General features: G+C 54.0%; 8 protein-coding genes. All 8 read left to right on the forward strand.

Annotation, left to right across the window (positions count from 1 at the left end; translation table 11 throughout):
- Nucleotides 1-531: hypothetical protein (locus RMSM_RS40720; protein ID WP_040764369.1), on the forward strand; the 531-nt coding region annotated here is incomplete at its 5' end.
- A 504-nt stretch (nt 532-1035) separates the two neighbouring features.
- Nucleotides 1036-2205, forward strand: a complete 1170-nt coding sequence (locus tag RMSM_RS06240) for a DUF6786 family protein (protein WP_008693114.1) — start codon at nt 1036-1038, stop codon at nt 2203-2205.
- A gap of 73 nt (nt 2206-2278) precedes the next feature.
- The gene (locus RMSM_RS06245) at nt 2279-3211 is read left to right on the forward strand and encodes a ThuA domain-containing protein (protein ID WP_008693115.1); all 933 of its coding nucleotides are present in this window, start codon (nt 2279-2281) and stop codon (nt 3209-3211) included.
- Nucleotides 3208-4488, forward strand: a complete 1281-nt coding sequence (locus RMSM_RS06250) for an SGNH/GDSL hydrolase family protein (protein WP_008693116.1) — start codon at nt 3208-3210, stop codon at nt 4486-4488. Before RMSM_RS06245 ends, RMSM_RS06250 begins: the two co-directional genes overlap by 4 nt.
- Before the next feature lie 60 nt (nt 4489-4548).
- Nucleotides 4549-7995, forward strand: a complete 3447-nt coding sequence (locus tag RMSM_RS06255; protein WP_008693117.1) for a PVC-type heme-binding CxxCH protein — start codon at nt 4549-4551, stop codon at nt 7993-7995.
- 123 nt (nt 7996-8118) lie between these two features.
- On the forward strand, nt 8119-9384 hold the full coding sequence (locus RMSM_RS06265) for a DUF1552 domain-containing protein (protein WP_236622026.1): 1266 nt from the start codon (nt 8119-8121) through the stop codon (nt 9382-9384).
- A gap of 5 nt (nt 9385-9389) precedes the next feature.
- Nucleotides 9390-11801: a DUF1592 domain-containing protein gene (locus RMSM_RS06270; RefSeq protein WP_236622027.1), complete on the forward strand. Its 2412-nt coding sequence runs from the start codon at nt 9390-9392 to the stop codon at nt 11799-11801.
- Nucleotides 11802-11876: 75 nt separating this feature from the next.
- Nucleotides 11877-12977, forward strand: a complete 1101-nt coding sequence (locus RMSM_RS06275; RefSeq protein WP_008693121.1) for an alpha/beta hydrolase — start codon at nt 11877-11879, stop codon at nt 12975-12977.
- The last annotated feature ends 101 nt before the right edge of the window (nt 12978-13078 follow it).

Here is a 13078-nt window from a genome sequence, read left to right on the forward strand (position 1 = left end):
CGAAGTGAGAAACTGAGTGAGGGCAAAGACGAAACCGGTGACTGGGACCTCGTTCGCGGTGGCACGGTATCCGAGACCGATTTCGGCTACCGGCTCGACGCCAGTCCCGGTGAAGCGTTTGCACTCAAAGAACTGGATCGGCCGGTTCAAGAATCTGTGACATTTCGGCTGCAGTACCGATCGTCCGCAGACTCAAGGACCAAGAACGCCTGCTTCTGTTTTGGTTCGTCCACCGAGAACGATCAATTATTTAAAGCGGGGACGATGATCGGGTTGAATCGCCACGGGATCTTCGACGGCAGTTGGGCGAATATGACAAGCGGCGCTGGAAAGAAGGCTTCACTGGACCCGACAGAGACGTTTGATGTGACCGTGACAATCGATCTGGAACACAGCAAAGCGATCTTGGTGGTCGGCAAGACTCGCATCGAACAGTCGTTGCCCAAGTCGCTGGAAAGTGTCACCCACGTTGGCATTTACGCGAAAGAAACGTCATCGGAGTTCACGATGCCAGTTCGGACCAGCGAATAAACGGCTAGCCGCCTCGCATTCCCGCTCGTCACTTTTCCGTTTTGACCCGATTTCCATCATGCCCCACCGATGGCCGCGACCCCTTGTGGCTGTTTAACAGGTAGGCAGGAGTCATGCGCAAGCGTGCCGCGTGTCGCAAAATGTTAACTTAAGGTCGCAAATCATGATCATACTGGCGGTGTAATGGATCATAATACCCTATTGCCGCAAGCGGCCTTGCGATTCCCAGGCATGCGATTCCCAGTTCGTCTGCGGAAGAGCCCGCTGCGTTGAAATTGGTCGCTGCGTCGATCTTGGTTGCGGCGTTGATCTCGGGGGCAATGGATCAACGCGGTTGCTTTGCCGCTGGTTCCATCCGATACGCGATCTATCCTTCCTGAAAAATCCTTCCGTACGAAAATGAGACCCAATATGAGACGTTTGAGCCCTTGGTTGTTGGGTGTGTTTTGTTCTGTCACTTTTTTCAATCTGAGCTGTACTGTGTTAGCACAAGAATCAAGTCAAGTGAGCAAAGGATTTCATGACGACGTTTCGTTTTTGAAGCAACACACCGACATCATCACGCTGACTGATGGCGAGGCCGCAGTCGCCGTGGCTCCGGCGTATCAGGGACGTGTGATGACCAGTACGGTCGATCGTGAAAACGGATCCAGCTTCGGTTGGATCAACCGCAAGGTGATCGAGACAGGGTTGCTGTCGGAAGAAGAACGCAAAGGCAAACTCGAAGAACACATCTATATCTTTGGCGGCGAAGAACGATTTTGGCTCGGTCCCGAAGGAGGCCAATTTGCATTGTTCTTTAAACCGGGCAGCAAGTTCGAATTTTCGGATTGGACGACTCCCGCAGCGATCGACACCGAGCCGTTTGAACTCGTTCAGCAATCGAGTACGACGGCCAAATTCAAACGAGATTGCAAACTAACCAACTTTAGCGGCACACCGTTCGTAATGGGGATCGAGCGTTCGGTCCGTATGCTCGACAAAGCTGCAATTGCCAAAGTTCTCGAAACAGACTCGATCGACGAGTCGATCAAGTATGTTGGCTACGAGACTGACAATCGGCTAACCAATCGTGGCGAAAACGCGTGGACGAAGCAGACCGGCATGCCCTCGATTTGGATCTTGGGGATGTACAACCCATCGCCAAAAACAACGATCGTAATTCCTTTTAAACCGGGTGACGCCGCCGAGCTGGGTCCGAAAGTCAATGACACCTACTTTGGCAAGGTTCCGTCTGAATATCTAAGAGTCGAAGATGATGTTTTGTTCTTTAAAGGCGATGGCACACGTCGCGGCAAGATCGGCATCACACCGGAGCGTTCCTTAGGAATTGCAGGTAGCTACGACGCTGAGGGGAAAGTGTTGACGATCGTTACCTACAACGTTCAAGACGCGCCGAGCGGGTACGTGAATTCGATGTGGGAGATCCAGGAGGAACCGTTTGGTGGCGACGTCATCAATGCCTACAACGACGGATCGCCCGCGCCCGGCGAACCGCCGCTTGGCCCGTTCTACGAATTGGAAACCTCGTCCCCGGCGGCCGCGTTGAAGCCAGGCGAAACGATGACTCATATTCAACAGACGCTGCATCTAAAAGGCAGCGAAGCCGCGTTGGACCCGATTGCCAAGCGATTGTTGGGAGTTCATTTGGATCAAATCCGAGTCACGAAATAGACAGCCGTTCTTTCTGAAAGCAGCTCTCTTTCTGGATTCACCTCTGGCTATTACCTGAACTTTGCGAGTCAACATGAATCAACGATTTCTGCCTTGCTTTCGATCCGCATTCCTCGGATTCCGGGATTCGCTGCAGTCGCGATCTTGGTATCTCTCGGCCTTCGGGATGATTATCGTCGCATGTCACTGGCTGACCGCCACTCCGGCCCTCGCCGAGAAGCCTCATGCTGTGCTTGTCGTGGGGACACTGCACTATTCACCAGAACTCAGCATGCCGCTGCTTGCTGAGGAGCTGGAGCGATTCGGATTCCGCACGACGGTAGTGATGGACAAAGGCAATCCGGAAAAGAAACGGGAAAATGTGTTGCCCGGTATCGAAGCGTTGGCCGATGCCGACCTGGCAATCTTCTTCATGCGGTTTCTTCAGCTGCCGGATGACGAGTGGCAACCGATCGAAGACTACTTGAAATCAGGAAAGCCGATCATCGGGCTGCGCACCGCCAATCATTCTTTCAAATATCCTGCGAACCATCCGCGGCACGATTGGAATGATGACTTCGGTCGCCGCGCTCTTGGCACGCCCTACATCGTGCATCAATCCAGTGCGACCGAAATCAGTGTGATCGAAGAATCACGGCAGCACCCAATCATGACCAATGTATCGAAGTCGAACTGGACATCGCCGGGGACGCTCTATCTGACGCACTTCGAGGAGGGCGTCGTTCCGCTGGTCCAGGGCAGCGGCAAAGGCCGACGTCGTGAGATGAAGAAATCGTTTGGTGTTGTACAGGTTCAAGAGGATGAAACGGATACCGTTGCCTGGGCGTGGCAGAACGAATGGGGCGGCAAGGTATTTGGAACCTCATTCGGTCATCCCGGTGACTTTGCCGAAGAATCGTTCGTCCGCATGGTGATCAATGCGGCTTGTTGGGCCGTGGATCGGCCGTTGCCCGCGGCGGATGAAAAAATCACGACTTGGGAAATCCAACGACAGGACAAAAAATGAACAAGGGTCGCAAAACGGTGCTCAATTCAATGATCCGACAAATCCATTGCGTCGTCGTGTCTCTGCTTTGCGGAGTTGCGGTTTCGACGGCCTGTGCCGAGTCACCCATTCGGCCGGGCGATCGTATTGCGATTGTTGGCAATACGTTTGCAGATCAATTGCGAATCCATGGCTATCTTGAAACGATGCTGCTGCAACAGTGGCCCGATAACCCAGTCGCAATTCGCAACCTTGGCTGGGGCGGCGACATGCTGAACGCGCGTGATCGACCGACTAATTTTCCAAACGAAGAAGAGACGCTAACGGCCCATCGTACCGATGTGATCATCGCCTGTTTCGGGATGGGAGAATCGTTCGCTGGCGAAGACGGAGTCCAATCGTTTCAAGCTGCCGTCGATGCATTTATCAAATCACTCGAGGGCAAACAGTACAACGGTAAGTCGCAAGTGCGGTTGATCCTGGTATCGCCGATCGCCAACGAACCGCTTGGAAAATTGACGCCTCGGCACGAGCAGCGAAACAGCGAGTTATCGGCATACAGCCAAGCGATGAGCGAAGTCGCCATCGCAGCTGAAGTTCCCTTTATTGATCTCTATCAAACCTCTCGTTATCTGATCGACGAGCGAGTGGGGCCCAACTTCACGACCAACGGAATCCATTTGAATCCGTATGGCTACTGGGCGGTGAGTCATTACCTGTTTCGTGACCTCGTCCAAGACGATCTCGCGTCGGTCCAGCCCCCGTGGCGAATCTCGGTCGACGCGGCTGATTTGACGGTGCAGGCACATGGGATTGATGTATCCGATACGGCTCGTACCGAAGCGGGACTGACGTTTCGTGCCACCGAGTTGATTGCTCCGACGCTGCCGCCACCCACCGACGAAGACGTGCCGCCACAATTGCATCATTTTCGTGATTCAATGACGATCGCCAATCTTCCACCTGGAACCTACGAATTGGCCATCGATGATGTCTCCGTCGCGACCGCAAACCACGACGAGTGGGCTCGCGGCATCATAATCGACACTTCGCCTGCTCACCAAGCCGCCGAAGCGTTACGCCGTGCGGTCAACGACAAGAATCTTCAGTTCACCTATAGCTGGAAAGCCCTCAACCAAGTGCACATTGTCGGCGAGAGAAAAAAATCACCCAGTGGTAGGGCACTGCCAGCGGAAGTGATCGAATTCAATCGACTCGCAGAGAAACGCGATGCGAACTTGCGTGATGCGATCCAGCGAGAAACGCGAAATTGGCGAGTGAGTCGCATCGAACTGTAACAGACCATATCGATAAAACTCGCCCCTACCTGCCTCCTAATTGCCTTTTGCAAGACGCTCATGAGTATCCAAACCTTCCAATTGACCAACAACGTTTTTAGGCGAGCGGTCCGCCCTTTAGCGATGACAGCCACGATGTTTATTGCGTTGACGACCAGCGTATGGGCGCAGGATGCATCGGGTATCAAGAACATCAAGGACGCCAATTTGGACTTGATGAACAATCATGATCCCGCATCGGAGCAGGAAAATTTTGAACTGCTCGATGGTTACCAAGTCAACCTTTTCGCTTCCGATCCGATGCTCGCCAACCCCACCCACATGCACTGGGACTCGCGAGGCCGATTGTGGGTTTCGTGTTCGTGGGCGTACCCACAATTGAAGCCGGGCGAAGTCGCCAACGACAAAATCATCATCCTCGAGGACACCGATGACGATGGCGTTGCGGACAAGTCGACGGTCTTTGCCGATGGGTTGTACATTCCGACGGGATTGGAACTTGCTAATGGCGGGTGCTATGTGGCGCAATCACCCGATGTGTTCTTTTTCAAAGACACCGACGGGGATGACGTGGCGGATGTCAAGGAATTAGCGCTAACCGGATTTGGGATCGAAGACAGTCATCACTCGGTCAGTGCGTGGCGACGCGGTCCCGGCGGATGGATCTATTTCCAAGAAGGCATCTTTTTGCATTCGCAAGTGGAAACCCAGCACGGTGTCGTTCGCAATTTCAACGGTGGCGTCTATCAGTACAACCCTCGGACGCAAGAACTGAGAATGTTTTGTACCGGGACCGGGGGCAATCCGTGGGGCCACGTGTTCGACCAATGGGGACAATCGTTTATGGTCAACAATCCGCGGATCATGTACTTGTCGCCCGTGACAGGAAACGGCGCTCAATCGATTCGCGTTCCCACGCTGATCAGCACCGAAAAGCAATGTGGCGGCGATCTCGCGACCGGGTCTCATGTCGGTGACGACATCCGCGGCAATCTACTCAGTGGCCGGTTTAAGAGTCGTACCATTATTCGTTACGAATTCACCGAGGACGGCGCTGGATTTAGCGCCAATGTCCTACCGCCGTTAATGACTTGCAAGCACCCAAATTTTCGCCCCGTCGATGTCAAGATCGGCCCCGACGGAGCGATCTATGTCGCCGATTGGTACAACTCGATCATCAATCACGCCAGTCATGATTTCCGCGATCCACGTCGTGATCACGAGCATGGTCGTATCTGGCGAATCACGCACAAGGATCGCCCGCTCGTCAAGAAACCCAAGTTCGATGGAACCACCACCGAGCAACTCGTCGATCATTTGAAGAGTTCCGAAACGTGGGTACGCCATCAAGCGAAAAAAGAAATCAGCGAACGCGATCCCGACGAAGTCCTCGCGGTTCTGCAGTCGTGGGTGGATGGGCTCGATACCGAGTCACCCGACTACGACCTTCATCTCGTGGAAGCAATGTGGGCGTGTCAAAACGTCGAACGCCCGAGTGAGAAGATTCTAAAGTTGGTGCTCGATGCGAAGGATGGTCACGCACGATCCGCCGGAGCACGAGTGATTCGGTACTGGCACGAATCGCTGTCCGATCCGATCGCCATGATTGCCAAGGCAGCTGCCGATCCGTTCCCGCGAACACGAATGGAAGCGGTGTTGTCGGCGGGATTCATTCCTCAGGCCGAGGCCTATGCGGCGGCGCTGAATGTGATCGATCATCCCAGCGACCCATTCCTCGACTTGGCGCTGCCCCAGACAGCGAAGGCGCTCGAACCGTATTGGCGTCCGGCGATGGAGGCGGGAACGCTTCGTTTTGCCAAAGCATCTCACAAAGCCGTTGCGGAACAATCTGCGGGAATCGGTTTTGCAGAACGAATCGGAAGCTTTCTGCAACAGAAAGATCCCAGCGAGAAAGAGATCAAGGAATTTGGCGAACAGTTTATCTCAATGGGCACGCAAGACGATATTTTGCGAGTCGTCGCATCGCTAACCAGCGGAAAAGATCCCAGATCCGATGACGCCACCATCGTATTGCTTGAATCGCTCGAGTCGATGGCGAATTCGCGTCAATCGGGTGTGCTTCGTCGTCGTTTGCGTGCTCTGACGCGACTGCTCGACAATGACAACGCGACTATCGCGTCCCTCGCTGCCGAGAATCTGGCCGCTTGGAAAGTGAGTAGGGTCACTGGGCCGCTTCTCGACATTGTCGAGAGCGACAGCCGCCCCGCTGCATTACGTCGGTCCGCAGCAGTTGCCTTTGCCAAACTAGGTGGTGCCAAAGAACGGCAAACACTCGCCGGCCTCGCAGAGCATCGCGATCCAGAGACGCGATACTGTGCATTGGTTGGACTGGTTGCCACCGACGTGCAGCAAGGGACGAAGTCGGCAGCCACGTTGTTCAGCCAAGACCCAGGACAAGCAGATCCTGTCCCGCTAATTCAGGCAATCCTGAAAGACAAAAACGGGCTGAGCGTATTTTCCGATGCATTAAAAGGCGTCGAGATTCACCCGGCCGTTGCCGATCGTGTCGATGAGTTTCATCGCTCGACGGGATTGCTGCCTGAGAACCTTGCAAAACGGTTCCGTCCCTCGTCGGATTCCGAGTCGCTCAACTCGCAATTACTGGCCGAAGACCTAGCGCAACTGACCCGCGATGTTGAAACGTATGGCGACGCAGTTCGTGGTGAGAACATCTATCGGCGCAAATCGCTGTCTTGTACCAGTTGTCACGGCATTGGTCCTGTTGGCCCCGTCATCGGCCCGAACCTGGTCGCGGTGGGTGCGGCGGCCAAGACCGACTATATCGTCGAATCGATACTGCGACCGAACAAAGCGATTGCCGAACACTACGAGAATCGCATGTATGTACTGGACGATGGAACCACCCAAACCGGTATTGTGACGTTCGAGAGTGATGACGAGGTCGTGGTCCGCGACGCGGCACAAGGTGGAAAAGAAATACGACTTGCTGCGGATGAAATCATTGCCGAGAAGGCGATGAATTCGGCCATGCCTGCGGGGCTTGTCGATCAACTCGCCAGTCGCCAAGAGTTTCTTGATCTCGCAAAATTTGTCGCGGCTTTGGGCCGACCGGGCGACTTTTCCAATGATGAAAGTCCTGTCATTCGAAAGTGGAAACTGACCTCGATTTCCAATCTTGATGAACTTCCGGTCGACGACGCCCAATGGATCACCGTGTACAGCAAAGTCAACGGTGAATTGCCCGCCGGTGAAATGCCCAGCGGAGCTCAAGTGCTCGCTCGCGGTTACTTGAACGTTCAGGTCTCCGGTGGCGTGCAACTAAAAACCAACGACATGCATGGACTGCGGCTATGGGTCGACGGAGATGAAGTCATCGATCCATCCAACGACATCAAGCTCGCCAAGGGGCGGCACGCGATATCCGTGGTGATCGACCGAAACAAACGCGGTGACACGGGGCTAAAAGTCGAACCGATTGCTTCGCCCAAAACGCCCGCGAAGTTTCAAATCGAAGGCGGTTTTTAAAGCGGCATGAGCACCAACACCGAGACGGGATGCGGTTCGCGATTGGAACGCTTGACGTGGGACGATTGACGCTGTGCAGTGCATCGGTGGACGATTTCTGTCATCCAGATTAAGGTCAAAATCATGAAACGAATCCCAGACTCGGCACCAGCCCGCCGATCTTTTTTAAAGGCAGCTGGCATCACCATCGCGCTGCCCATGATGGAATCGGTTGCCGCTCCGCCACGCGGGACCGACGACGGCGATGCGATGCGAATGGTTTGCATCAGTCCCACATTGGGCGTCTATCCCAGAGCGTTCTTCCCAAAATCGACAGGGACGGATTTCGAACTGACACCGACGCTAAAACCACTGGGAAATCTGCGAGGCGATTTCACTGTTTGTTCCAACATGGACCACCCCGCGATCTTTTCCGGCCATGGTGGCATATCCACGTTCCTTACCGGAATTCGCGGCAGCAACGTCGTTTCGATGGACCAGCTTGCGGCCGAACATTCGGGTTACCAGACCCGGTTTCCGTCAATGCACGTCGCCGTTGGCGGCGGCATGAATGCCTCGTGGACATCGTCGGGCATCCGGGTCCGCGAACTAGGGGATCCCCGTGACATGTTCGACCAATTGTTCGTGCCCGATTCGGCTGCTGCGATCAAGGAGCGCGAGCTACGCATTCAAGAACAGGGCAGCATCTTGGATCTGGTTCGCGAACAAGCCAAACGATTCGCACGTCGAACCAATCCGGCGGATCGGCAAAAATTAGAAGAGTATCTGACAGCGATTCGTGATGCGGAAAATAAGTTGCAGGGCATGCAACGTTGGGCATCGGTTCCCAAGCCAAAGGTAGACTACCAACCTGAGGGACATCCGCACTCGGGCCAAGATTACGAGTTCCTCGCGCCGATGATGTTCGACTTGATTCTGTTGGCCATTCAATCGGACTCGAGTCGTGTGTTCACCGCTGGATTTGGCATGCACAATCGGATGATTGAACTCGATGGTGTTTCCACCGGCTATCACTCGTTGAGCCATCATGGCAATCGTCCTGAAATCCTTCGACAATTGGGCATCATCGACAACTTTTACATTCAACAAATGGCTCGGTTTGTACAAAAGTTGAAAGATTCCCCACTGGGCAATCGTGGCGACGGCACGCTGCTGGACAAAACGATGGTGTACTTTGGCAGCGGCATGGGAGACGCGGCTCGGCACAGCAATCGAGATTTACCCGTCGTCTTGGCCGGCGGTGGTTTCCGGCATCAAGGCCATGTCGATTGCAAGACGCCCGGCGGCGATTCGACGCCCCTGAACAATCTTTACACGACGATGCTGCAGAATTTTGGTGTTGAGATTGAAAGTTTCAATGGTGCGACCGGAACGTTTAGGCTCTCGTGAAAATAATGAGCAGAATTCCATTTCCCGTTCACCGGACACCGCTTGCACGCCACGCCGTGAAACTAAACGTGCATCATCTGATCGCGCTAGTGGCGTCGATCATCCTTCTGTTCCCAGCAATACGGCTGGATGCGGATGACTTCTCGACTATCGAACCGATGATCCGTCAACATTGTGTTCGATGTCACAATGCGGACGAGCAAGAGGGCAACGTACAGTTGGATCCATTGTCCAGCGCGGATGCCGAACTGCTGACCAAAGTCTATGAACAAATTGTTGGCGGGTTGATGCCGCCTGAGGACGAACCTCAACCTTCGGCCGCACAACGTAGCACGCTCGCGAAGCAAGTGCTTGAACTCGCCAAGCAATCGCCCACCGAAAACGTGGGTGGCCTGCGTCGTCTTAACAAACGTGAGTATCAAAATACGGTTCGCGATTTATTGGGGTTGAATGATGGCAACTTTGACCCCAGTTCCTATATCTACGATGACAACGTGAACGAAGGCTTCGATACGAACGCGTCGTCGTTGGTGATGTCCGATGAATCGCTGTTTGAATACATGGAAGCCGCCCAAGCCGCGCTGTGGCAAGCCTTGTTCACGATGGACGCCAAACAACCTGAGTCGAAGGTGTTCGAGGTTCCCATGCGGCAGCTCACCGGGGCGTCGCGAAGGTATGAAAACCAAGGCAAGGATTTTTATACGTTTCGAATCGGAGGTAACTCCAAAATCGTCGACGGCAAGGCAACGCGAAACTGCCAGATCCCGGGTCGGTACCGGATCACCGTCACCGCGTCGGCCGTCGACGAGAACCGATACCCCGTCAAGTTTGTTCCCAAGAATGAGCCGCCCAAGTTGGCGATTGGGGTGGTGTCGGCCCGGCGAACCGGGGTCAATGCGCTCGGCAAGACGATCGAGACATTTCCGCTGATCTACGACAAAGAGCAGACATTTACGGTCGAAACTTGGATTGACCGAGATTTCTACCCCTACCTTCGTATGGCGAATGGAACCTCGAAACCTATCGTGCAGATTCGCGCAGCACTGCGAAGAACCAAATTCAAAAATTCGGACTTTGCCGGTCCCTTTCGCGGTCCCGGCATTCGCGTCACGCAGTACAAGATCGAAGGCCCGTTCTATGAACAATGGCCGACCGAGTCGATGAAGACCACATTGCTGTCGGACAAGATGCCCGATCTGAGGAGCGCCAAGGCGCGAGAGTATCTGCTGGGGCGGTTCGCCATCCGAGCCTTCCGGCGACGCGTCACTCGAGAAGAGATTGGGCTCTGGTTTAACTATTTGAACAACCAATACAAACAGTCTCGCGATTGGAACGATGCGGTCGTCAAGACGATGACCGCGATGATGGCATCGACCGATTTTTTGTACCTGTTCGAAGAACAAGGCGAACTGAGCGATTTTCCGCTGGCAAGTCGGCTTTCGTATTTCTTCTGGAGCACGATGCCGGACCAGGAACTGTTTAGTGCCGCCAATTCGGGCAAGCTGACCGAACCGGCAACCCTTAGAGCTCAGGTATTGCGACTGATGCAAGACCCGCGAGCCGATCGGTTCTGCGAAAGCTTTGTCGATCAATGGTTGGCGTTGGATGAACTCGGAACGATGCCGCCTGATAACAAGACGAGAGAGTTCCGGATCTATGGCGAGAGCATGGAGCAGGCGATGCTTGAGGAAACGCGACTTTGCTTTCGGCATGTCTATCAAGAGAATCGTAGCGTCGCTGATTTTATCGACTCGGACTATTCCTTCATCAACAACAAACTTGCTGAACTGTATGGTCTGCCCAAACAGAGTGACGGGAAACTTAAGCTCACCAAGCTTCCCGCGTCATCAAAACGTGGCGGGCTGCTGACTCAGGGCAGCGTGTTGACGCTGACGTCCAACGGGGTCGAAACATCGCCAGTGGTTCGCGGTGTGTGGGTGCTCGACCACTTCTTGGGCACGCCGCCACCACCACCACCAGAGGAAGTTGCCGCGATCGTACCCGATCTTACGGGCGCCACGACGGTTCGTCAGATGTTAGAAAAACATCGCAATGACAAGGCCTGTATGCAGTGCCACAAGCGGATCGATCCGCTCGGTTTCGCGTTAGAAGCGTATGACCCCATCGGACGCTATCGCACCAACTACACGAAACGTCAAAAGGTCAGCACGGAGGGCAACTTCAGCGGCAAGGGATTCCGTGACATCAATGGCTTGAAGAAAATCCTGGCCGCAGATCTGAGGCCCTTTGCCCGCAATTTGATTATCCGTATCGCGGAATATGCCAAGGGTCGCCCGCTGGTTGCCGCCGACTACCCCATTGTGGAATTGATTGTCCGGCAGACACAGAAGAACAATTTTCAACTGAAAGAAATTGTTTATCGGATCGCAACGAGCGAATTGATGACCCGCCGCTGAGAAGCCCAGCGTTTCTCTGGCAGTGCGAGTAAAGCACGAAACAACACCCCATGATTTGTTCCAAATGAGAATATTATGAATCGACATCGTATCACGATCATCGCTTGCCTCGTTCTGCTTGCGATGTCGACGATCGCACAAGCTGACTATGCCGGTGCCTTTGCTGCACGGAAAATGACCCATACCGATAGCGACGGAAATGGTCAGATCGACAAACAAGAAGCTGGGCAGCAATGGGCCCGCGTGAAGGCATTGGATGCGAACGGTGATGAGGTTTTGACGCTCAAAGAATTGAAAGCAGTGAAAATCCCGTCGTTGGCGACGCAGGGCGAAAAGAAGCTTAACGTGCTCTACAAACAGACGCCGGAGGCAGACCTCTATTTAGACCTCTACTATCCAACCGCCAAGCAGCAACAAAAATGTCCTCTGGTTGTGTACACGCATGGCGGTGGTTGGGCGGCGGGCAGCAAAGACGGAATCGTGCGTGGATCGTTCGCGACCGTTGCTTCGGAACTGCTCGAACATGGTTTCTGTGTGGCCACAGTGAACTATCGACTTTGGCGACCCGACGGCAAGGTCGCAATGCGAGACTGTGTAATCGATTGCAAAGATGCAATTCGGTACCTCTCGAAGAACAGTGACTCTCTCGGCATCGATCCTCAACGTGTGTTTTCATTTGGTGACTCTGCTGGCGGCCAGATCGCCCAGATGCTTCTGTTAACCGCTCCGGACGCGTTGCCCGGTGATGCGTCGCTTTCTGAATATGACTATAAGATGGTCGCGGGCGTTTCGTGGTACGGACCATGTGACTTTGAAAACACCGAATTGTTTAACCACGATGATCGCGAGGGTTTTCGCGACCGCTTCGGGCCGCGGATCTTGCCTGCTGGATCGACACCCGACCAAAAAGCAAAACTGTATCGCGAAATGAGTCCGGTGAACTATCTGCGTCAAGACAGTCCTCCGCTGCTAATGATTCAGGGAGACAAGGACACGACTATCCCCGTCAAACATGCTTACCGCATGCAACAACAGGCGGAGCAATTGAAAGCTCCGGTCGAGATATTGATCGTTCACAATGCGGGACACAATTGGCGACGCGTCGGTGAGGATATCACGCCTTCACGCCAAGTAATCGAGCAGCGGACCGTAAAGTTTTTCATCGACCACAAGTAAAGAGGAGAATCAAATGGTGAGTACGCGATTGATGAAGATGTTGGCAGTGATCTAATGATGTCCCACCCAATAAAATCCGTCCTGCGATGTCTTTTCCTGTT

Origin of the sequence: Rhodopirellula maiorica SM1 (assembly GCF_000346295.1) — a bacterium.
GTDB lineage: Bacteria > Planctomycetota > Planctomycetia > Pirellulales > Pirellulaceae > Novipirellula > Novipirellula maiorica.

Excerpts from the sequence above, each read along its gene's own strand:
- RMSM_RS06245 (WP_008693115.1), top strand. The coding sequence starts at position 2,279 with ATGAATCAACGATTTCTGCCTTGCTTTCGATCCGCATTCCTCGGATTC.
- RMSM_RS06250 (WP_008693116.1), top strand. The coding sequence starts at position 3,208 with ATGAACAAGGGTCGCAAAACGGTGCTCAATTCAATGATCCGACAAATC.
- RMSM_RS06255 (WP_008693117.1), top strand. The coding sequence starts at position 4,549 with ATGAGTATCCAAACCTTCCAATTGACCAACAACGTTTTTAGGCGAGCG.
- RMSM_RS06265 (WP_236622026.1), top strand. The coding sequence starts at position 8,119 with ATGAAACGAATCCCAGACTCGGCACCAGCCCGCCGATCTTTTTTAAAG.
- RMSM_RS06270 (WP_236622027.1), top strand. The coding sequence starts at position 9,390 with ATGAGCAGAATTCCATTTCCCGTTCACCGGACACCGCTTGCACGCCAC.
- RMSM_RS06275 (WP_008693121.1), top strand. The coding sequence starts at position 11,877 with ATGAATCGACATCGTATCACGATCATCGCTTGCCTCGTTCTGCTTGCG.